18 protein-coding genes and 1 tRNA gene are annotated in these 21,416 nt (G+C 72.7%); 11 read left to right on the top strand and 8 right to left on the bottom strand.

Features of this window, described 5'->3' with window-relative positions:
• Positions 1 to 167 precede the first annotated feature (167 nt).
• Complete coding sequence (locus WMF46_RS09555) at positions 168 to 728, bottom strand: hypothetical protein (RefSeq protein WP_437985330.1); 561 nt, start codon at positions 726 to 728, stop codon at positions 168 to 170.
• Positions 725 to 4,330 carry a chromosome segregation protein SMC gene (gene smc, locus WMF46_RS09560; RefSeq protein WP_437985331.1) on the bottom strand — a complete coding sequence of 1,202 codons (3,606 nt, stop codon included), beginning with the start codon at positions 4,328 to 4,330 and terminating at the stop codon, positions 725 to 727. Before smc ends, WMF46_RS09555 begins: the two co-directional genes overlap by 4 nt.
• A 263-nt stretch (positions 4,331 to 4,593) precedes the next feature.
• Here smc and WMF46_RS09565 point away from each other — a divergent pair, with 263 nt between their 5' ends.
• The 3 genes from WMF46_RS09565 (at position 4,594) to WMF46_RS09575 (ending at position 7,190) form a co-directional block, all read left to right on the top strand.
• The gene (locus WMF46_RS09565) at positions 4,594 to 4,935 is read left to right on the top strand and encodes an FmdB family zinc ribbon protein (protein ID WP_437985332.1); all 342 of its coding nucleotides are present in this window, start codon (positions 4,594 to 4,596) and stop codon (positions 4,933 to 4,935) included.
• 123 nt (positions 4,936 to 5,058) lie between these two features.
• Positions 5,059 to 6,153: a bifunctional chorismate mutase/prephenate dehydratase gene (locus WMF46_RS09570; protein WP_437551260.1), complete on the top strand. Its 1,095-nt coding sequence runs from the start codon at positions 5,059 to 5,061 to the stop codon at positions 6,151 to 6,153.
• Positions 6,153 to 7,190, top strand: coding sequence for a hypothetical protein (locus WMF46_RS09575; RefSeq protein ID WP_437985333.1), 1,038 nt, complete (start codon positions 6,153 to 6,155; stop codon positions 7,188 to 7,190). The genes WMF46_RS09570 and WMF46_RS09575 overlap by 1 nt, the downstream gene beginning before the upstream one ends.
• Position 7,191: 1 nt before the next feature.
• Here the strand turns inward: WMF46_RS09575 and WMF46_RS09580 are convergent, their stop codons facing one another.
• On the bottom strand, positions 7,192 to 9,915 hold the full coding sequence (locus WMF46_RS09580; protein ID WP_437985334.1) for an ATP-dependent RNA helicase: 2,724 nt from the start codon (positions 9,913 to 9,915) through the stop codon (positions 7,192 to 7,194).
• Positions 9,916 to 10,004: 89 nt separating this feature from the next.
• On the opposite strand from WMF46_RS09580, the gene WMF46_RS09585 reads away from it, so the two are divergent.
• Complete coding sequence (locus WMF46_RS09585) at positions 10,005 to 11,609, top strand: amidase (RefSeq protein ID WP_437985335.1); 1,605 nt, start codon at positions 10,005 to 10,007, stop codon at positions 11,607 to 11,609.
• A 149-nt stretch (positions 11,610 to 11,758) separates the two neighbouring features.
• On the opposite strand, the gene WMF46_RS09590 is transcribed toward WMF46_RS09585, so the two are convergent.
• The 3 genes from WMF46_RS09590 to rpsU all read right to left on the bottom strand — a co-directional run bounded on the left by WMF46_RS09590 (position 11,759) and on the right by rpsU (position 13,572).
• Positions 11,759 to 11,833: transfer RNA gene (locus WMF46_RS09590), tRNA-Pro, on the bottom strand.
• 209 nt (positions 11,834 to 12,042) lie between these two features.
• Complete coding sequence (locus tag WMF46_RS09595; protein ID WP_437985336.1) at positions 12,043 to 13,146, bottom strand: glycosyltransferase; 1,104 nt, start codon at positions 13,144 to 13,146, stop codon at positions 12,043 to 12,045.
• A gap of 201 nt (positions 13,147 to 13,347) precedes the next feature.
• Positions 13,348 to 13,572: a 30S ribosomal protein S21 gene (gene rpsU / locus WMF46_RS09600; RefSeq protein WP_012234386.1), complete on the bottom strand. Its 225-nt coding sequence runs from the start codon at positions 13,570 to 13,572 to the stop codon at positions 13,348 to 13,350.
• Between the two features lie 390 nt (positions 13,573 to 13,962).
• On the opposite strand from rpsU, the gene WMF46_RS09605 reads away from it, so the two are divergent.
• From WMF46_RS09605 to rpiA, 7 genes are all read left to right on the top strand, one after another.
• Complete coding sequence (locus WMF46_RS09605; protein ID WP_437985337.1) at positions 13,963 to 14,532, top strand: Fur family transcriptional regulator; 570 nt, start codon at positions 13,963 to 13,965, stop codon at positions 14,530 to 14,532.
• A gap of 87 nt (positions 14,533 to 14,619) precedes the next feature.
• Positions 14,620 to 15,048: a rubrerythrin family protein gene (locus WMF46_RS09610; protein WP_012234388.1), complete on the top strand. Its 429-nt coding sequence runs from the start codon at positions 14,620 to 14,622 to the stop codon at positions 15,046 to 15,048.
• Between the two features lie 169 nt (positions 15,049 to 15,217).
• Entirely contained in the window at positions 15,218 to 16,576 is a 1,359-nt protein-coding gene (locus WMF46_RS09615; protein WP_437985338.1) for a heterodisulfide reductase-related iron-sulfur binding cluster, read from the top strand.
• Between the two features lie 34 nt (positions 16,577 to 16,610).
• Positions 16,611 to 17,186, top strand: coding sequence for a DUF3501 family protein (locus tag WMF46_RS09620; protein WP_437985339.1), 576 nt, complete (start codon positions 16,611 to 16,613; stop codon positions 17,184 to 17,186).
• Between the two features lie 5 nt (positions 17,187 to 17,191).
• Positions 17,192 to 17,635 carry an acyl-CoA thioesterase gene (locus tag WMF46_RS09625; RefSeq protein WP_437985340.1) on the top strand — a complete coding sequence of 148 codons (444 nt, stop codon included), beginning with the start codon at positions 17,192 to 17,194 and terminating at the stop codon, positions 17,633 to 17,635.
• Complete coding sequence (locus WMF46_RS09630; protein WP_437985341.1) at positions 17,632 to 18,273, top strand: phospholipase D family protein; 642 nt, start codon at positions 17,632 to 17,634, stop codon at positions 18,271 to 18,273. The genes WMF46_RS09625 and WMF46_RS09630 overlap by 4 nt, the downstream gene beginning before the upstream one ends.
• 26 nt (positions 18,274 to 18,299) lie before the next feature.
• Positions 18,300 to 18,998, top strand: coding sequence for a ribose-5-phosphate isomerase RpiA (gene rpiA, locus WMF46_RS09635; protein ID WP_437985342.1), 699 nt, complete (start codon positions 18,300 to 18,302; stop codon positions 18,996 to 18,998).
• Between the two features lie 121 nt (positions 18,999 to 19,119).
• On the opposite strand, the gene argH is transcribed toward rpiA, so the two are convergent.
• Both argH and WMF46_RS09645 read right to left on the bottom strand, forming a co-directional pair.
• The gene (argH, locus tag WMF46_RS09640) at positions 19,120 to 20,412 is read right to left on the bottom strand and encodes an argininosuccinate lyase (RefSeq protein ID WP_437551281.1); all 1,293 of its coding nucleotides are present in this window, start codon (positions 20,410 to 20,412) and stop codon (positions 19,120 to 19,122) included.
• Positions 20,413 to 21,378 carry a hypothetical protein gene (locus WMF46_RS09645; protein WP_437908179.1) on the bottom strand — a complete coding sequence of 322 codons (966 nt, stop codon included), beginning with the start codon at positions 21,376 to 21,378 and terminating at the stop codon, positions 20,413 to 20,415.
• Positions 21,379 to 21,416 lie beyond the last annotated feature (38 nt).

The following is a 21,416-nucleotide window of genomic DNA, read 5'->3' on the forward strand; positions in this document are numbered from 1 at the left end:
TGTCCTTCGAAGACCCGTTTCAGGAGTCCTTCGAAGATCCTTTACCGCATCTCCATCCCGGCGTGCAGGCATGGTGATCCGTTCCGCTGCGCCTGCCAGGCGCCTCGCCGCGTCGCCGGTCTCCTTCGAGCCGCGCGCCAGCCTGTCGGCTCGCCCGCTTCGCGCGGCTATCGGGGGCTGGATGTCGCGTCGTCGTCCGGATCGCCGTCGTCGGCGATCCTCGTCGCGCCGTCCGTGAGCGGCGGATACAGGCTCTCGACGAACTTCCCGGAGAGCCGCCCCGCGAGGTGTGCATCCATCCGCGCCAGCGCCTCGCGCAGCCGATCGATCTCGTCCGAGAGCGCTGCCTTGAGCGGCTGGCGCTGCGCCTGTTCCATCCAGGCGAGCTCCACAAGCGCCTCCTCAAGGTGCGCGCGCGCCGCACCGCCCGCCTCGCCCGTGTCGGGCTCTCGGACCAGGTACTCCGCGACGCGCACGCGCCCGCGGTAGCGGACCCGCGTCCGCTCGAGGAAATCCCGGTACGGCTTCACCGCCCCGCTGAGCGCCTGCACCGCCGCCGCGAGCGCGCTCGCCTCGCCCTGGAGCGCCTCGCGATCGGCGCCGGAGAGCGCCGTGTTGTGCTCGACGTGGGCCTCGAGCGTCGCCAGCACCTCGCGGGCCCAGCGGAGGTGCCGGAGCCCCGAGGCGCCGCGCGACAGGCGCCTCCCGGCCGCCCCGTCCGCGCTCACGCCACCGCCGCCGCCGGCGCCGCCTCGCGCTCCGGGCGCTTCGCCGTCTCGTTGATCTTCACGCTGACGAGCTTCGAGACGCCGGGCTCCTGCATCGTGACGCCGTAGAGCACGTCGACCGACTGCATCGTGCGCTTGATGTGCGTGATGAGGATGAACTGCGAGTGGCTCGTCATGCTCCGGATCCCCTCGTTGTAGCGGGCCACGTTCGCCTCATCGAGCGGCGCGTCGACCTCGTCGAGGATGCAGAACGGCGACGGCTTGAACTGGAAGATCGCGAAGATGAGCGACACCGCGGTGAGCGCCTTCTCGCCGCCGCTCATGAGCTCGATGTTCCCGAGCTTCTTGCCCGGCGGCTGCGCCAGGATCTCGATCCCCGTCTCCAGCATGTCGTCGGGGTTCGTCAGCCGGAGCTCCGCCTGGCCGCCGCGGAACATCTTGGGGAACAGCGTCTTGAAGCGCGCGTTGATGCCGTCGTACGTCGTCTTGAAGAGCCGCTTCGACTCGCGGTTCATCTGGGCGATCGCCTTCTCGAGGTCGTCGAGCGCCTTCTCGAGATCGGCCTTCTGGCTCGAGTAGTACGTGTACCGCTCCTCGGCCTCGGCGTGCTCGCGCACGGCGTCGAGGTTGACGGGGCCCATGCGGTCGAGCAGCTCCGTCAGCTCCTGGATGCGCGCGCGGTGCGAGGCGTCGGCGGGCGGCCGCTTGTGGTAGTCGCCGACCACGCGGGCGAGCTCCAGCCCGCGGAAGCGCTCGCGCACCCCCTCGATGAGGTGGTCGTGCTCGACCCGCAGCCGCTCCAGCGCGAGCTCGTGCTTGCGGAGCCGCTCCGACACCTCGGTCAGCTCCTGCCGCAGCCCGCGCAGGTCGGCCTCGCGCACCCCGTGCGCCTGCCGCGCCTCGTCCAGCGAGCGCCGCGCATCGGTCAGCGCGGCCTGCGCCGCGTGCGCCTCCGCGACGGCGCGGACCAGCGCCTCGCGCGCGATCATGATCGTCGCAGCGGCCTTCCCCGCGCCCACGGCGCTCTCGGTCCGCTCCTGGTCGAGCCGGGCGATCCGGCCACGGAGCTCGTTGCACGACCGCGTGAGCCGCTCGACCGTGCCCCGCGCCGCCGCGGCGCGCTCGCGCACGCGCGCGAGCTTCACCTTGCGCTCGGTCACGACCGACTGCTGCCCGAGCACCCGCTCGCGCCACTCGGCCGCGACCTGCTCGGCGTGATCGAGGCCGGCCGCCGCCGCCTCGCGCGCCGCTCGCCCCGCCTCGAGCTTGTCGCGCGCCGCTTGCTGCTCGCTCCCGCCGGCGTCGAGGTTGTCGGCGAGGTCCTCGAGCTCGGAGCGCACCACGCCCTCGCGCTTCTGCGCCGCGGCGAGCTGCTCCTCCGCCCGGCGGAGATCCTTCTCGGCCGTCACGAGGGCGAGCTCTCCCTCGTGCGCCTCGCTCCGCGCCCGCTCCAGCGCCGTCCCCACCTCGGTGATGCGCAGGCGGAGCTTCTGCTGCGCGTCGAGCAGGGCCGTCACCTCCTCCGACTTGGTCGCGACGAACTCGTGCAGCGCGCGCATCTCCCGCTTCTGCTCGATCATGCCGGCCGCGACCGCGTCGCCCGAGCCGCCGCTCACCACGCCGTCCTCGCGGAGGACGGTGCCGTCGAGCGTCACGAGCGTGCACCCCGCGCCCTCCGCCGCGAGCCGCGCCGCGACCTCGGCGGAGGCGACGACCACCGCGTCCCCCACGAGCGCGCGCGCCAGCGCCTCGTCCTCGGGCGCGAAGACGAGCCGGTCCACGAGCGGCCCGAGCACGCCCTCCCCGCGCGGCGGCCGCCGCGCCGCGCCGGCCACGAACGAGGGCCGCGCCGCGATGACGCTCGCCCGCCCGCGGTTGTTCTTCGACAGATCCGCGAGCAGCGCGATCCCGCGCTCGACGTCGCTCACGACCGCGCACTGCAGCCGGTCCCCGAGCAGCCCCGCGAAGGCCGCGGTCAGCTCGGCCGGCGCCTCGATCCGGTCGGCCACGAGCCCGAGCAGCGCCGGGTCCTTGGTCTTGAGGAGGTTCTTCACCCCGGCGCCGACGCCCTCCAGCCGCGCGTGCAGCTCCTCGAGCGCGCGGAGCCGGTTGCGCCGCTGCCCGAGCTCGTTCTTGGCGTGCTCCACGGCGCGGTCGCTCGAGACCGCCTGCTCGCGCAGGGCCTTCATCTCGACATCGAGCCGCGACCGGTCCTCCGCCGAGATCCGCTTCCCCTCGGCGAGCTCCGCCACGTTGCGCGTCAGCGACGAGCGCCGTCGCTCGAGCTCCTCCGACTCGTACATCAGCCGCCCGAGCTCGTCCTCGAGCTTCGCCCGCCGCTGGCTCATCTCCGCCATGCGCCGATCGAAGCCGGTGAGCGACGCCTCGGCGGCCGCGACCGCCGCGGTGGCCTCGGCGGCCCGCCGGCGCAGGGCGGCGACCTCGTGCTCGGCGGTCCGCTCTCCGTGGCGCAGCTCCTCGAGCCGCTCGTGCTGCTCGAGCGCGAGCTCGCTCTCCCGCGCCTCTTCCTCGTCGACGCCGGCGAGCTGCGCCTCGAGCTGCGCCTTCTCTGCGCTGAGCTCCTCGACCGTCTTCTCGAGCTCTCCCTGCTCCTTGGCCGCGGTGACGAGCCGCTCCTCGAGGTGCCGCAGGCGGTCGCGCGCCCGCGCGATCTCCGCCTCGTGGGTGCGCACCTGGTTGTCGGCCGCGAACGCCTCGTTCTGCGCGCGCTCGGCCCGCTCCTCGCAAGCGAGGGCCTCGAGGCGGGTGACCTCGATCTCGGCCTCGCGCGCCGAGAGCGCCGTGCGCGACGCCTGCTCGCGCTCCGCGTGCGCGGCCCTTCCGAGCGACTCGTGCTGCGTGAGCACCGTGATCTCGAGGAGCTTGTGCGACGCCTCGTGGAGCACGAGGTCCTCCAGCTCCTTGCGGTAGTTGACGTACCGCTCGGCCTTGGCCGCCTGGCGCTTCAAGGACGCGAGGTTCCGCTGGATCTCGGAGACGATGTCCCCCACGCGGAGCAGGTTCTGCCGCGTCTGGTCCATCTTCTGCTCGGCCTGCTTCTTCCTGGCCTTGTATTTCGTGATGCCGGCGGCCTCCTCGATGAGCATCCGCCGGTCCTCGGGGCGCGCCGAGACGATGAGCCCGATCTTTCCCTGCTCGATGATGGAGTAGGCCTTCGTGCCGACGCCGGTGCCGAGGAAGAGGTCGGTCACGTCCTTGAGCCGGACCTGGGTCTTGTTGATGAGGTACTCGCTCGTCCCGTCGCGGAAGAGCCGGCGCGTCACCGCGATCTCCGCGTAGTCGCGGTACTCCAGCGGCAGCTGCGACGCCGCCGTCGGCTCGCTGTTGTCGAAGGTGAGCGTCACCTCGGCCATCCCGTGCTGGGCGCGGGTCTCGGAGCCGTTGAAGATGACGTCCGACATCGACTTGCCGCGCAGGTGCTTCGCGCTCTGCTCCCCGATCGCCCACCGGATGGCGTCGACGATGTTCGACTTGCCGCAGCCGTTGGGACCGACGATGCCCACCACGTCCGTGTCGAAATGGACCACCGTCCGGTCGACGAACGATTTGAACCCGCTGATCTCGAGCTTACGAATGCGCATGACGTCCCCGGGACCGGCCGGGCGGGCTTAAACGTATCGTCACAGCACGCCACGTACCGTCACAACTGGCGTCTCGGGGTCTACGTGGGCCGGCGCCGCGCGGCAAGAGCGGAATCCTGGCTCCTCACGCGCACCGAGGACCAGGTCTTGCGCGTCCCGCTGGTACAGCGATGTCCGAAGCGCAAGGTGTGCTTTTGGCAGCCGCCTTGACAGGTGGCTAACGTGGCCATACTCCTCGGGTTGTTCCGAGGAGTAGAAACGTCATGCCCACTTACGAGTACGCCTGCACATCTTGCGCGCATGAATGGGAGGCCGAGCAGTCCATCAAGGAGGCCGCCCTCTCGGAGTGCCCGTCGTGCCTCAACGCGACAGCCCGGCGGCAGATCTCGCGCGGCACGGGCTTCATCCTCAAGGGCAGTGGCTGGTACTCCGACCTCTACGCTTCGGGGTCGAACAAGCCGCCCGCGAAGTCGGAGGGCGGGTCGGGCAGCTCCTCAGGGTCGGAGGGGGCGAGCTCGGACTCCGGGTCAAGCAGCGCCTCGCCGGCGAGCGGCAGCACCAAGAGCGACTCCAGCGCGTCGTCCGCCTCCTCCGCGGCGGCCTGACGCCAACTCGGCGAGCAGCGACGGGGGTGTGGCCAGCGCGGCGCAGCGCGCGGTGGTGCCGTCGTGGTGCGCCGGCAGTGCTGCGTGCCCACCGGCGCCGGGCGTGGTGCTAGGGTGCCCTGGATGGATGAGAGAAAGCGACTTGAGGAGCTCCGCCGGCAGCTCACGGAGCTGGATCAAGAAATCCTTCGCAGCATCGAGCGGCGGGCTCGCATCGCGCACGAGCTTGCCAAGCTGAGGACAGGCACGGCCCGGTTCGCCCCCACGGCCGACGCAGCCCACATGCAGGCGCTCGAGCGCGCCGTGACGCCGCCGTTCCCGCAGCGCGCGGTGCGGCCGATCTTCGTCGCCATCGACGCGGCCTCGCGCGCGTTCGAACTCGCGCCCCGGGTGGCGTACCTGGGGGCCGAGGGCGACTATGGCTGGACCGCGGCGCACGATCACTTCGGGATCGGAGGCGAGTTCGTCCGCGCGGACAGCCCCCTCGCCGCCATCGAGGAGGTCGCGCGCTCGCGCGCTGACTTCGCGGTGGTCCCGTACGAGTCGCTCAAGGAAGGGCCGATCTTCCCGACGATCCAGGCGATCGGCGGCGCCGATCTCAAGGTGGTCGGCGAGCGCCAGCTGGTGCAGGCGCTCGACCTCGTGAACCGGACGGGCAGCCTCGCCGACGTCGAGCGGGTGTACTCCTCGCCCCAGGACCACGTGGCCTGCGTGAACTACCTCGAGCTCCAGCACCCGCGCGCGCTGGTGCTCGACGTTCGGGGCCCGCAGGCCGCCTGGGATCTCGCGGCGGAGAACGAGGGCAGCGCCGCCATCGTCCCCCGCGGCTTCGCGGGCGGGCAGGAGCTCAGGGTCGCCCGCGAGAACGTCGGCGACGAGGGGGAGCTCCGGATCCGCTACGCGGTGCTGTCCCGGCTCCCCTCGCCGCGCTCGGGCCACGACGCCACGGCGGTCCTCTTCAGCGTCCACGATCGGCCCGGCGCGCTCCACGACATCCTCCAGCACTTCAAGGAGCGCAGCTGCAACCTCCGGCGGGTCAACTCCCGCCCCGTCCCCGGCGAGGGCTGGGACTACGTGTTCTACGTGGAGGTCAGCGGACACACGACCGATCGGGCGCTCGTCGCGGCGCTCGAGGGCGTGAAGCGCGAGACGAAGATGCTGAAGATCATCGGCTCCTTCCCGCTGGAGCGCCCCGACCCGCCGCACGAGCGAGCTTGATGGCGAGCGCGATGGTGCGGACGCTGTTCCATTCCCGAGGCGCTGCCGCCCTGCGCCGCGCTGCGGGCGCGATCGCGATCGCGGCGCTCACCCTCCAGGCGCTCGGCGGCTGCGGCGGCGCCGACGACAGCCTCGCGCTGGTCGGCGGAGAGAAGATCGACGCGACGGCGATCGATCGCGACCCCCTGGCCGTCCTTCCGAGCGGCGCGGTGATGCTCGGATACCTCGACGCGGCGGCCATGTTCACGTCCGGCCTGGGAGGCGAGGTCAACCAGATCGTCACGAGCCTGCTCCCGCTGGGCCCCGAGTCGAACTTCGTCCCGTCGCGCGACATCGTGAAGGTCTACGGCGGCCTCTATGCCATGCAGGGCGCGGACTTCTGCGCCGTGATGCAGGGCAACTTCGACGTCGACGCGATCCGCCGCTCCGCCGACGCCAGGTCGGTCACCGTGATCGGCGCGCCGCTCGTGAAGACGCGCTACGCGGACAACGATCTCTTCACGGCCGGCAACGTCGGCTTCGTCGTGCTCACGCCGCACACGATCCTCACCGGCAACGAGACCGGGATGCGGCGGGCCCTCGATCGGCTCCGCTCCGGCAAGCTGACGCGCTCCGTGCCTTCGTGGATGGTCGAGCTGCTCGGGACGAAGGGCGCGTCGTTCGCCGTGGCCGGCGATCTCTCGAGCCAGGCGGCGGTCGCGTCTGCGGCGGGGCAGTTCCCCTTCGTCGCGGGGCTCCAGTACGTGCGCGTCATCGGCAACTTCCAGCCGCCCGGGGTCAACTTCGCCGGCGCCCTCACGTACTCGGACCCGCAGAGCGCGGCGAACGGCGCCGTCGCGCTCCGCAACCTCGAGCAGATCGCCAGGATCGCGACCCTGCTCTCCTCGTGGGGCTTCGGCTACGGCTCGGTCCCTCCGATGCAGGTCGCGCAGCGCGAGAGCGACGTCGCGTTCACGCTGCCCCTCGGCGAGGGGATCGTGCGCATGCTCCTCCGCACGGTCGCCGACACGGTGCGGAGCGTGGCGCTCGTGCGCTGACTCAAGCCTTGCGGAGCGGCGCGCGCGAGGGCGGCGCGGCGTGGGCGGGGTCGTCCGGCCACGCGTGCTTCGGGTAGCGGCGGCGGAGCTCCTTCGCGATCGCGGGATAGTGGCGCGCCCAGAACCCCGACAGATCGGTCGTGACCTGCACGGGGCGCTGGTTCGGCGCGCACAGGTGCAGCACGACAGGCACCCGTCCACCGGCGACGCGCGGCCCCTCCGCCATGCCGAAGAAGTCCTGCAGGCGGGACGCGAGCGACGGCGGCGCGCCCGCCGTGTACTCGAGGCGCGCCCGCCGGCCGCCGGGCAGGACGATCGACTCGGGGGCGAGCTCGGCGAGCGCTCGCGCCTTCGCGGGGCCCAGCGAGGCCTGCACGGCGCTCGAGAGATCGGCGTCGCGGAGCTCGGCGAAGCTCCTGCGCCCGTCGCAGAGCGCCTCGAGCGTGGCGAGCACCGCGTCCTCGTCCACGTCCGGTAACGCTGCGTCGGGGCAGTTCGCGCGCACGAACGCGACCCGCAACAGCCAGCCCTCGAGGGCGTCGCCCTTCACGAACGCTCGCCACCCCTTCGCCCTCGCCTGCGCCGCGAGCTCCCGCGCCGCCGCTTCCGCCAGCGGACCGCCGGCGCCGGCGGCCGGCCGCGCCTCGTCGAGCACGAGGGCGTCGTACGACAGCCGGCGAACGACCTCGACGCGCTCCGCGGCGGCGTTCCACGTCGCCTCCGTCGTGTCCCGGATCGCGTCCGTGAAGAGGTCGAGCAGCCAGTCGGCCTCGATCGCGCTCGCCGCCCGGACGACCGTGCGCGCCGAGCGCCCCTCGCTGCGCTCCTCGATGTCGACAGCGACCACGAGATCGACCTCGTCGATGACGCTCGCCTCCGAGAGCGCGGCCGTCCCGCCGGCGGCGAGCACGACCTCCCGTCCGGTCCGACCCGTCGCGCTGGTCGGCCGGCGGAGGCGCCCGACCCGGTCGGGGTATCCGGAGAGGATCGCGATGCGCTGGGCGATCTCGCGCGCCTCGACGGTCTCCGGCGGCGCGGCGCTCCGGTGATCGGCGAGCCGCGAGAGCTGCTTGCGCGTCCGCTCCACGGTGAGCGCGCGCGCCGGGTCCACGCCCAGCCACCGCAGTCGGTCCGCCGCGAACCGCGCGCGATCCGCCTCCTCGAAGGCCTGGAGCGCGGCGAGCAGGTCGGAGCTGTGCCGCGCGTCGCTCCTCCGACCATGGGGCTCCCGCGCGCCCGACGGCGCGCCGAGGTCGCGCTCCGCGACGAGCGCCGCGAGCGTGCACCCGTCGCTGGCGACGCCTCGCCGCTCGGCCTCGACGATCATCCGCGCCTGGCGCGGGTGCGCCGGGAAGCGCAGCATCCGCCGTCCGGTCGGGGTGACGCGCCGCCCCTCGTCGAGCGCGCCGAGCCGCACGAGCAGCGCCTCGGCCGCGGCGAGCCCGGCGGCGGGCGGCGCCTCCAGCCACCCGAACGCCTCGAGATCCGTGACCCCCGCGGCGCAGAGCTCGAGCACCGTCTCCGCGAGGTCGAGCCGGCGGATCTCGGGCGCCTCGTGCTCCGGCCGCGAGGCGAGATCCCCGCGCGTGTAGAGCCGGAGGCAGCGGCCGGGCCGCGTCCGCCCGGCGCGCCCAGCGCGCTGCGCCGCGGAGGCGCGGGCGATGGGCGCGACGCGGAGCGTCGGCAACCCCGACCACGGCGCGTGCGCGGCCACGCGCGCGAGGCCGCTGTCGATGACCGCGACGACGCCGTCGATGGTCACGGAGGTCTCGGCCACGTTGGTCGAGAGGATGATCTTTCGCCGATCCGCGGGGCGCACCGCGCGGTCCTGCTCCGCCGCGGACAGCGAGCCGTGGAGCGGCAGGAGCAGCAGGTCCTCGCTCTTCGCGATGGGGGAGCACGCGTCCATCGCTCGCCTGATCTCCGCGGAGCCGGGCAGGAAGACCAGCACGTCACCGTCGAGCCCCTCCTCGATGAGCTGCCGCACCGACGACGCCACAAGGCTCTCGAGCGTCCTGTCGCCCCAGTGCGCCGGGGCGCGGCGGTCGCCCGCGGCGTGGGTCGACGCGCTCACCCGGGCGCTCGGCAGGTACTCGATCGCGACGTCGAACATCCGCCCCTCGGCGCGCAGGGTCGGCGCCACGGAGGCTCCCGCCTCTTTGGCGTCGTGGCCGCGCTCGGCCTCGGCCGCAGGGGCGGGCTGCGCCTCCGGCTCGCCGAGGAACGCCGCGATCGGCCCGGGGTCGAGCGTCGCGGACATCACCACGAGGCGGAGATCGGGCCGCGCGCCGCGCTGCAGGCGCCGGAGCAGCGCGAGCGCGACGTCGCCGGCGAGGTGCCGCTCGTGGAACTCGTCGAGCACCACGGCGCTCACGCCCCGGAGCTCGCGATCGACGAGGAGCCGCCGCGTCAGCACGCCCTCGGTCACGAAGCGGACGCGCGTGGCCGGGCTGGACGCCTCCTCGAAGCGCATCGTGTAGCCCACAGTCTCGCCCACGCGCTCGCCGAGCTCTTCGGCCACGCGCCGCGCGGACAGGCGCGCCGCGAGCCGCCGCGGCTCGAGCACCAGGATCTCGCCGCGCTCCGCGAAGCCCGCGTCGAGCAGCGCGCGTGGCACGCGCGTCGTCTTGCCCGCTCCGGGCGGGGCCTCGAGCACCACGCTCGGGCGCGCCCCCAGGGTGGCGCAGAGATCGGGGAGGATCGGATCGATCGGCAGCGGCTGCATGGCTTCGGCGCTCTCCGCGCGATGGGCGCGCGGCAGCGGAGCCTAGCAATCCTTGGCGCGCGCGGACCTGTGATACTCGTCGAATTGCCGTGAGCGCATCGACCGATCCGACCCATCTTTCAGCGACCGCGCTCGCGACGCTCCTTTCGGCGCGCGAGATCAGCTCCGAGGAGCTCACGCGGGCGCACCTAGCGCGCATCGAGGCGCTCGAGCCGCGGCTCCGCGCCTTCACCCAGGTGCTCCGCGACGAGGCGCTCGCGGCCGCCCGCGGCCTCGACGAGGAGCGCCGCCGCGGGGACGTCCGCGGCCCGCTCCACGGGCTCCCGATCACCGTGAAGGAGTCGCTCGACATGGCCGGCATGGCCTCGACGCTCGGCGTCGCCTCCCGCAGGGGGCATCGGGCGACCAGCGACGCGACGGTGACCGCGCTGCTCCGACGCGCGGGGGCCGTGATCCTCGGGCGCACGAACGTCTCGCAGCTGCTCCTGTACAACGAGGCGCGCAACCCGCTCTTCGGGCAGACGGCGAACCCGTGGAGCCTCGATCACAGCCCGGGCGGCTCGTCCGGCGGCGAGGCGGCCGCCATCGCGGCGGGCATGTCGCCGCTCGGCATCGGCACGGACATCGGCGGCAGCATCCGCGTCCCCGCGCACTGCTGCGGCATCGTCGGCCTCAAGCCCACGCTCGATCGCTGGACCAACAAGGGGAGCAACACGGCGCTCCTCGGACAGGAGGCGATCCGCGCGCAAATCGGACCGATGGCCAGGAGCGCCCGCGACCTCGCGCTCGTCATGTCCGAGCTCGATCCCGCGTCGATGGCGGAGCTCGACGTGCGCGTGCCGCCGCTCCCGATGGTCGATCCGGCGAGCGTCGAGGTGGCGCGCCTGCGCGTCGGGTTCTACTGCGACGACGGGCTGGTGCCTCCGTCGACCGCCGTCGCCCGCGCCGTCGCGAAGGCGGCGTCAGCCCTGCGCGCGCGGGGCGCGACGGTCGTGCCGTTCACGCCGCCCGGGATCCCCGACGCGGTCTATGCGTATTTCGCGGCGCTCTCGGCGGACGGCGGCGCGACGGCGCTGTCGCTCCTCGACGCCGGCGAGGACGGCCGCGAGGGGACGGACATCGACGTCTCGCTCCGCTCGCTCCGAACGATGGCCTCGCTCCCGCCGTTCGCGCGCCGCGCCGCCGCGCGCGTCGCTGGTCTCGCGGGCGAGCGGCGGCTCCAGCGTCTCCTCGAGGTCACCGGGCCGAAGTCGGTCTCGGAGTTCTGGCGCACCACGCACGCCCTGCGCGAGGCGCGCGCCGCGATCGCGTCGGCGATGCGCGCCGAAGCGCTCGACCTGCTGCTCTGCCCGCCGTACGCCACGCCTGCCCTGCCGCACGCCGCGTCGCGCGACTTCGTCCTCGCGGGCAGCGCCGCGATGCTGTGGAACCTCACGCAGTTCCCGGCCGGCGTCGTCCCCGTGACCCGCGTGCGGCCCGAGGAGGCGCGCCGCGAGCGGCCGCGCGACCGGCTGGAGAAGCGGGCCGCCGAGGTCGATGCGAAGAGCGTGGGCCTGCCCGTCGGGGTGCAGGTGGTCGGCTTCCCCTTCACCGAACACGTGGTGATGGCCGCCATGATCGCCATCGAGGACGAGCTCGCCGGCGAGGCCGATCGGCCCGTCACCCCTGTCTCACCGCCCTCGCTCGCCGGATGACGCGGTGAACGCCGGGAGCCGGCTGAGCAGGACGACACCGGAGCTCGATGATGCCGCCGCGCGGTCGCTGTCCGGCGGGTCCACAGTCGACAGAAACTGAAGCCCTACAAAGCCGAAAGGTCCGCCGGAGAACCTCTCCGCCGGACCAGTCGGGGCGAGTGGATTCGAACCACCGACCCCTTGACCCCCAGTCAAGTGCGCTAACCAGGCTGCGCTACGCCCCGAGCCACTCCGCCGCCACGTTTCGGTGCGGAGCGAGGGCGCACCGTAGTCGAAGCCTTGGGAATTGCAAGGGCATCGCATCGAGGATCGCAGACTCGCTCCGGACGGGGCGTTTGGCGCTGGATGCAGCCGGGCGCCGGGCGCGGATCCTCCGACGAAAACGCCGGGGCTCTCCGCGCGACGTCGCGGGCGCGCGATCCGAGCGGCGCGGTCAGATGCCGCGGAGCGCGGCTGCGAGGCCCTGCGCCGTGCTGTCCGCGACGAGGATCCCGTCGTCGCTCTTGGCCCATGCGACCACGTCGCCTGCGTCGCAGGCGATGACCCGCACGCCGAGCGCGCGCGCCTCGCGGATCACCGTGGGGGCGGCCTCGTGCGATGAAGGGTGCAGCAGCACGTCTGCTGCGCCGATCCACGCGAGCGCTTCCCTCCGCGGGAGCGTGCCCGTGAAGCGCACCGCCCCGTTGCCGTCGCTCGTCGCCGTGATGCCCGCGCCGCGCGAGCCCCCTGCATCGAGATCGCCACGACTCGCGAGGCGCTCGAGCGCGCCGCGCTCTGGACCGTCTCCGACGACGACGAGGCGCAACCCGGATCCCGCGGTGCGCACCGCCTCGATCGCGAGCTCGACCCGCTTCGTCGGGATCAGCCGGCACGCGACGACGGCGAGGCGCTCGCCGGGGCCCTTCACGATCTCCCGACGGAGCGCGGCAGAGCGCCCCGCCACCGGCGGCAGATCGAACACGGGGGGCTCGACGCGCGAGGCGAAATCCAGCGCCCGAGCCTGCTCCGGAGCGAGCGAGCCTGCGAGCGCGTCGCGCAGCGCGCGCGCCGCGAAGACGAAGCGCGCGTCGCGCCGGAGGAGCGCGCTCACCACCGCGGCGCGAGCCGCGCGCGGCGCCCGGAGCAGGAGCCGGACGTCGGCGCCGTGCGCGCGCACCTCGAGCGGCGTGCGCGGAAGCGCGAGCAGGAGCGGCCACGCGCACGGGATGATCCAGTGCGCCACCGCGCGATCGACCGGCCCGATCTCACGGAGCCGCTCGAGCACGCCGGCCGCGAACGGCGCCACGGAGAGCAGCCGGAGCGGCGACTCGCGCGCGCGCGCCACGGCGCCGGGCCACGCGAACAGCGCGCCCCCGCCTGCCCGATGGACGACGAGCCGGCCGTCCCGCGAAGGTGGATCGAGGATCGAGCCCCCGGCGGCGATCACGTGGACCTCGGCGCCGCTGCGCGCGAGCGCCTCCGCCGACGACCGCACGAAATGGCCGGAGGGATCCTCGTCGCTGACCGGATAGGACGTCGTGACCACCACGGCGCGCATCGGGACCTCCCCAAGCTGGACGCGGCGCGGGCACCGCCTCCGCGTCGCTCAGGCGCGCCGCCGCGGTTGCATCACGCTGCCGGGGTAACTGCTCGACGAACAAAATGACAAGACGCAGAGCACGCCGCGGACGCTCGAATCAAGCGTCCGTGTGCGTCTTCTGCGTCTTGGCCGGCTGCTCTTGCGCGAGGGGTGGTCGCTCTAGGCGACCATGTCCATCTTCGACCGCTTCCGGCGACGACGAGCGGCCTCCGAGGCCTTCTTCCGTCGCTTCACGGACGGCTTCATGTAGTGCCGACGGCGCTTCAGCTCGCGGAGGATCCCCTCGGCGGCCATCTTCCTCTTGAGATGTTTGATGGCGCGCTCGATACCCTTGTCGCCCACGGCGACCTCGAGCGGTTTGCACTGAATGGCGTCTGTCGGCATGTCTCGAAGCGTCCTCTGCTGGGAAAAAACTGGCCCACTCGGCGGGCGAAATGCAAGCCGGCGGGGGCCGGCAGCGCGGGGCGCGCACTATGGCAGAGGCCTTCTAGCCTCGCAAGACCTCCCGGTAGTCGCGCAGCACGACGTCACAGCGCGCCGTCCGGCCTGTTTCGGCTGTTTCGCCAGGCCCGCCTGACTCGTCTTGCTCGTCAGGTTTCGCCGGAATCCGCGATTGGCCCCGGATTTCTCTGGCTGTCCGGCGGTAATTATTGGGACTTGCACCTGAGAAACTTTCTAAGTACACATGTCGCTGTGGCTACCTCGCGGACAGGTGCTGCAAAGGGGGCCGCGTCCCGCGATGTCCGGGGGCGCGCGGTCGGCTTCGAGCGCAGCGTGGTCGAGGAGGATACCCGGATCGCCTCCATGCTGGCGTGCGTGCGAGCGTCGGGGCTCAAGTTGACGCCGCAGCGCCTGGCGATCGTGCGCGAGCTAGCGGCGGATCCGACACATCCGACGGCGCAGGAGCTGTTCGAGCGGCTCCGGCCGGCGCTGCCGACGATGAGCTTCGCCACCGTCTACAACACGCTCGACGCGCTGGCGTCCGCGGGGCTGTGCGTCGCGCTGTCGCTGTCGCCGGGCGCCTCGCGCTTCGACCCCAACATGGCGGCGCATCATCACGCGGTCTGCGATCGCTGCGGGCTCGTCCGCGATGTGCCGTGCGAGCCGGCAGGCCCATCCGCCGAGCGCTCGGACGAGAGCGCCCCCGCGCCTCTCGCCGCCGCGCCCGGCTTCGAGGTCCGCGCCGTCGAGCGGATCTACCGGGGGCTCTGCGCTGCCTGCGCGAAGGGCACCCGGGGTGGCGAGGGCGCGCGCGGCAAGGCGCGAGACGCTGGGCGAAGCGCGGCGAACAGTCGACTCCGCCCTGCAGGGGCTCGAGGCGCGCGGCGCCCTGGACGTGTCTAGCGGATCCACCGCGCCGCCGAGCCGACCCGCGCGGGCACCAAGGACTCATCACCCCAGCCGTTCAACCGAAGGAAGGAGAGCGAACCCATGACAACCAAGCAGCTTACGGGCACGAAGACGCACCAGAACCTGAAGGACGCGTTCGCCGGGGAGTCGCAGGCCAACCGTCGCTACCTGTACTTCGCAAAGGTCGCCGACGTCGAAGGTCGCCCCGATGTCGCCGGTCTCTTCAAGGACACGGCGGACGGCGAGACCGGCCACGCGCACGGCCACCTCGATTACCTCAAGCAGGCGGGCGACCCGGCGACCGGCTTGCCGATCGGCAGCACGGAGAAGAACCTGAAGGCCGCCGTCGCCGGCGAGACCCACGAGTACGAGACGATGTACCCGGGCTTCGCGAAGGAGGCCCGCGACGAGGGCTTCGAGGACATCGCGGAGTGGTTCGAGACGCTCGCGAAGGCCGAGAAGTCTCACGCCGGGCGCTTCACGAAGGCGCTGCAGTCGCTCGACTTCTGAGATCGGCCGACGCGAGAGCGCGAGCGCTCCGGGGCGCGCCGAACCGACGGCGACTCGACCCGGGGCGCGCGCGCCATCGCGGCCCCGACGGCCGTCCGGCGGCGGGCCGCGCGGCGAGCCGTCCCTTTGCGCCGTACCCCACGTTGACGATGTTGAGAGGAGCCGACCAGTGAGCGTCATCCGGCGTGCACCAGACCGTCCACCGGCGACATCGCCGAACGACGAGCGATATCTCGAGCCCCGCGATCTCGAGGCAGAGCTGCGGCGGACGTTCCAGATCTGTCACGAGTGCCGCATGTGCGTCGGGTATTGCGGCTCGTTCCCCGAGCTCTTCGCGCGCGTCGACAGGGACATCGAGGCCGGCGTCGCCGAAGGCGCCGAGGCCCTCACCTACGATGACTTCAAGGCCGTCGGCGACGAGTGCTGGCAATGCAAGCTCTGCTACATCAAGTGCCCGTACACGGCCGACGAGCACGCGTACGAGCTCCTGGATTTCCCGCGCGTGCTCGCGCGAGAGCGCGCGGTGCGCGCCCAGCGGGAGGGCATCCCGCTGGTGGACAGGATCCTCGGCGAGCCGCAGCTGATCGGCGAGCTGGGCTCCGGCGCCGTCGCGCCGCTCGCCAACCTCGTGCAGGCCAGCCGCCTGCTGCGCAAGGTGCAGGAGAAGGTGACCGGGATCTCGTCGGAGTTCCCGCTCCCGGAGATGGCGCGCAGGCCGTTCTCGTCCTGGTTCGCGGAGCACGGCGCCGCGGCCGGCGCCGGCAAGCAAGGCGACGTGGTGCTCTTCGCGACCTGCTACGGCGAGTACAACACGCCCGCGGTCCCCGAGGCCGCGGTTCGCGTCCTCGAGCACAACGGCTACGCGGTGCACGTCCCGGGCTGCTCCTCGGCGGCAGATCTGCGAGACACCCCGGGGGGAGCGCTGACGTGCTGCGGGATGCCGAACCTCGACGGCGGCGATCTCGCGGCCTTCACCGCGAAGGTGAAGCACAACGTCGCGCTCCTGCTCCCGCACGTGCGCAGGGGGAGGAAGATCGTCGTGATCGGCCCGACGTGCGGCTACACGATGAAGAAGGAGTGGCCGGAGTACCTGCAGACGGCAGAGGCGCGCGAGGTCGCGGCCGCGACGGTCGACATGATGGAGTTCCTCGTCCAGCTCGGCCGCGAGAAGAAGCTCAACCGCGAGTTCAAGAAGGGGCTCGGCACGATCGCGTACCACGCCGCGTGCCACCTGCGCGCGCAGAAGATCGGCTTCCCGGGAGCCAGGGTGCTCGGCGTCGTCCCCGACACCGACGTGCGGGTCATCGAGCAGTGCTCGGCGGTCGACGGCACGTGGGGGATGAAGGCGGCCCACTACGAGACCGGGCGCAAGTACGCGTCGAAGCTCGTTCGCGGCGTCGCCGGCGCGGACGTCATCGTCAGCGACTGCACGCTCGCCGGTCTCAGGATGGTCAAGGAAAACGGCGCGAAGGTGCTGCACCCGGTCGAGGCGCTCGCCCACGCGTACGGGCTCGGCCCGACGCCGTGAGTCTCGGTCCGACGTCGTCAAGGAGAGGAGCGTCATGCGTCCCATCGATCGCAACGAGGTGCTCGGGATCGGCGAATACGAGGCGATCCGTGAGCGATTCCGCGGCCGCATCATCGAGGAGAAGCGGCCCCGCCGCGTGCGGATCGGAGACCACCTGACCGCGGTGTTCGAGAACCGCGACTCGGTGCTCTTCCAGATCCAGGAGATGCTCCGCACCGAGCGCATCACGAGCGAGAGCGGCATCCTCCACGAGATCGAGACGTACAACGATCTCATCCCGGGCGCGGGGCAGCTCAGCCTGACGCTCTTCGTCGAGATCCCCGATCGAGCGCTGCGCGACCGGATGCTCATCGATCTGGTGGGCCTCGAGGACACCGTGTCGATCGAGGTCGACGGCGTCGCCGCGCGAGCGCTCGGCAAGCGCGACGGATCGATGGAAGACCGCACGACGGCCGTGCATTACCTCAAGGCGGATCTCCCGGCCGAGGCGCAGGCCGCGATCAAGGCGAGGAAGGCGACGGTATCGCTCGTCGTCGGGCACCCGCGCTACGCGGTGAGGGCGCCGCTCGGGAGAGCGACCCTGGAGAAGCTCGCCGAGGACCTGTCCTAGCCGCGATGGTCTCCCTCGAGCGCCCCATCAAGTTCGAAGACGTCGACGCCGCGAACATCGTCTTCTTCGCGCGCTTCCTCAACTACGCGCACGAGGCGATGGAGCGGTTCTTCGCGCCGCTCGACGGAGGGTACGCCGGGCTCATCCTCGAGCGGCGGATCGGGCTGCCGGCGGTGCGGGTCGAGGCCGACTACGCGGCGCCGGTGCGTTACGGACAGGCGCTCCGGATCGAGACGTCGATCGCCCGTATCGGCCGGCGGAGCGCCACGCTCCGGTACCGCATGCACCGCGCGCACGACGGCGTGCTGTCGGCGGAGCTGCGGCACACGGTGGTGACCACCGACCTCGTGCAGCTGGTGTCGGTCCCGATGCCGGAGGACGTCCGGGCCCTGCTCAGCGCTCACCTCGAGCTCGAGCAGGCGCCCTCCAGCGCCGGTCAACCGGCGTGAGCGCTCGACCGGCGCGCCCGCGGGCACGCACGAGGACCGAACCCGAGGCGAAGGCGCGATCGCTGCTGAAGCGGCGCGTCGAGCTGACGCTCCTCCGCGACAGGGCGCATTACGACACGCTCGTGATGGGCGCCGTGGCGAACGCGCGCGTCTCCGTGTGGATCGCGACGGCGAACGTGAAGGAGCTGCGCGTGGAGGCGCCCATCGGATCGAGGGCGCGGGCGCGCGGCCGGTACATGTCGTTCCTCGACCTGCTCGACGCGCTCGCCGCCCGGGGGGTCGAGCTGCGCTTGCTGCACGCCGGCGTCCCGTCGCGCGCCTTCCGCGCCGAGCTCCGCCGGCGGCCCCGGCCGCCGATCGAGATGCGGCGCTGCCCGCGGGTCCACCTGAAGATGATCGCCGTCGACGGCGCGCTCCTCTACCTCGGCTCCGCGAACCTCACCGGCGCCGGCCTCGGGGCGAAGGGCGAGGGGCGGCGGAACTTCGAGGCGGGCGTGCTCACCGACGACGACCTCCTGCTCGACGAGATGCAGGCGACGTTCGAGGCGATCTGGACCGGCGCCGAGTGCAAGGGATGCAGGCTCCGGCCGCTCTGCCCGGGGCCGCTCGACCAGCTCGACAAAATCCCGTTGCGCTGACGGTCCCGATGGCCGATGAGCAGCGCATGAGCACCGCGGGACCGGACCCCTCCGACCTCGATCGAATCGCCAACGCCGCGCTCGCGCGCGTGGACAGCGGGATGCTGCTCGGGCTCGGCACCGGGCGGGCTTCCGAGGCCTTCATCCGCCGCCTCGGGGAGCGCGTCCGCCGAGGGCTCCAGATCAAGGGCGTCGCCACGTCGGAGCGCTCGGAGGCGCTTGCCCGCCGCGAGAACATCCCGATGGTGTCGCTCGAGGAGGTCGAGCGCCTCGACGTCGCCGTCGACGGCGCGGACGAGGTGGCGCCCGACCTTGGCCTCATCAAGGGCCTCGGCGGCGCGCTCCTCCGCGAGCGCGTGGTCGCCTACGAGGCCGCGCAGTTCATCATCCTCGTCACCCCCGAGAAGCTCGTCGAGAAGCTCGGTTCGCGCGTGCCCATCCCCGTCGAGGTGGTGCCCTTTGCGAGCACGACGGCCACGCGGCACCTGACCGCGCTCGGGGGCACGCCGGTGATCCGCAAGAACGCGGACGGGTACCCCTTCCAGACCGACAACCACAACTGGATCCTCGACACCGCGTTCGGCCCGATGGACGCGCCCGCAGCGGTCGACGCGCGCATCCGCAGCATCCCCGGCGTCGTCGACACGGGGCTGTTTCTCGACATCGCGACCCTCGTGCTGGTGGCGGACCCGGGCGCCGTCCGCGAGCTGACGCGGCAGCGCTAGCTCCGCGTGTCACGAATCCCGTCGGGGATCGCTGACACGCGAAGCCAGGGAACACGGCCTTCGGGCGGGCGGCGCCAGCGCGGCGCGCGCCCGCCCATGGCGGGACCTCTGCCAGGCGGAGCTAGCGCGCGTGGCGATCGAGCCTGCGGGCCAGGTCGTCCAGCGCGAGGTTGCCCGGAGCCCCGAGCGACACGCGCGCGCGGAGGCTCGCCGCGGCGTCGCCGGCCGGCAGCGCCGCGATCTCGGCCGCGACCTTGCGGTAAGCCTCGCGGAAGGGAACACCCTCCACGGCGAGCTCGACGGCGCGATCCGTGGCGAAGCACTCCGGCGTGATCGCGCGGGCCATGCGCTCCCGGTCGAACGCGAGCCCCTCGACGAGCCGCGGCAAGAGGCGCGACGTCGCGAGCGCCTCGTCGAGCCCCCGCATCGTGGGGCCCTTCGTGAGCTGGAGATCGCGGTGGTAGCCCGACGGGAGCGCGACGATGGACTGCACCTCGGCGAGCGCGCCCTGGACGACGGAGCACGCCGCGCGCATGAGCTCGACGACGTCGGGGTTGCGCTTCTGGGGCATGATCGACGAGCCGGTCGTGAACGCCTCCGGGAGGCGGATGAACGCGAGCTCGCTCATCGCGAACAGGCTGAGATCCCACGCGAGCCGGCGGCTCACGGCCATCACCTGCCACGCGGCGGCGAGGATCTGCGCCTCGATGATGCCGCGCGACGTCTGGGACGCGAGCGGGTTCAGCGCCACGCCGGCGAACCCGAGCTCGCGCGCGACGCCGACGCGATCGAGCGGGAGGTTCACGCCGAAGCCCGCGGCGCCCCCGAGCGGGCAGCGATCGACGAGCGCCCGCGTCGCGCGCACCACGTCGATCGCGTCGGTGAGCCCCTCGACGAACGAGGCGGCCCAGTAGCCGACGGACGACGGCACCGCCCGCTGCAGGTGCGTGTAGCCGGGCATCGGCGTCTCCGCCTCGCGCCTGGCGAGATCGAGCAGCGCGCGGGCGCCGGCGGTCGCGTTCTCGGCGAGCTCGTCCAGCGCGTCGCGCTCGTACAGGCGCGTGGCGACGAGCACCTGATCGTTGCGGCTCCGGCCGGTGTGCACCTTCTTGCCCGCGTCGCCGATGCGGGCGACCAGCGCGGCCTCGATCGCGCTGTGGCCGTCCTCGTCGTCCTCGGTGAGCCGCAGCTCGCCGGCCTCGTTCTGCGCCGAGAGCACCTCGAGCTCGCGGACGAGCGCGTCCCGCTCCGCCTCGCTGAGCACGCCGATCCGCGCGAGCCCGCGGACGTGCGCGATCGTGGCCCGCAGGTCGTACGCGAGCAGGCGCTGATCGAGCTGCCAGTCGTCGCGCGAGGTGTAACGCAGCATCTGGGCGTCGGTCGCGCCCCCTTTGTCCCACAGTCGTACGCTCATTCAGCTCCCCAGGCTCTCGTCCACGAGAGCACGGATCTCGGCAAGCTTCTTGGCCTTGCCCTCGTCCAGCGGTCGCGGCTTCGCCGCGCCGGCCGCGGGCGCGAGCTCTCGCTCGAGCTCGCGCAGCTCGTCGTCCGCCGTCCGCGCCGGCCGGCGCTTGCCGAGGCCGAGCGCGCGGGCCAGCCAGCTCCTCGACTCGCCGATCGCGTAGTCGTCCGCGGCGATCCGGTCCGGCGCGGCGCGCAGCATGCGGACGAGCGCGGCGTTGGAGCTCGCCCAGACGGCGGACTCGTCGAAGTGGGCGCGCGGCGTCACGTCGAGGTGCCGCGCGGCGGTCCGATCGGGCACGTCGTGCAGCCGGCAGTAGACGGCGAGCGCGAGCGCGAGCTCGTCGACCGGCATCTTGGTCGCCGAGTGCACCTGCACGCCGCCGCAGCCCTTCGCGTACAGGTAGGAGCCGTTCGTCGCGAGGACCCCGAAGCCGAGCAGCACGGCGGCGAGATCCACCGCGGGCTCGCGGTCCGACGGCGCGAGCGCGTCGAAGGCGCCGGCCTCGCTCAGGAACATGTACGCCACGGCGCGCACGAACGCCGTCGTGAGCACCGTGGGGTTGCGGAGCTCGCCCGCGGAGAGCGCGACCCGGTACCCGCCGTCGCCGCGCGGGGCGACGCGCTCCAGCTTCGACTCCAGCGCCATCCCGCCGCATGCGCCGCTCGAGCAGCTCACCGTGCTGGCCTGCCCCTCGGGGGTGACCACCGCGAGCTCCACCGGGACATCCTGGAGCCCGGCGTGCTCCTGGACCCGCAGCATCAGGGCGGCCACCGTCTTCGGTGAGCCGTCGAACGGGTCCGGGAAGAACTCGGCCGTCGGCTGCACCAGCCCGCGCACCGGCTCCGCGCCGTGCTGGAGGAGCGTCGCGGTCGTACGAAGGATCCAGCGGATCTGCGGTTCGTCCGGGAGGTCCATACAGCTACTGTATGCCACCGCTGCGCGGCGGTCGCGCG

The organism is Sorangium sp. So ce117 (assembly GCF_051524395.1).
GTDB lineage: Bacteria > Myxococcota_A > Polyangia > Polyangiales > Polyangiaceae > Sorangium > Sorangium cellulosum_B.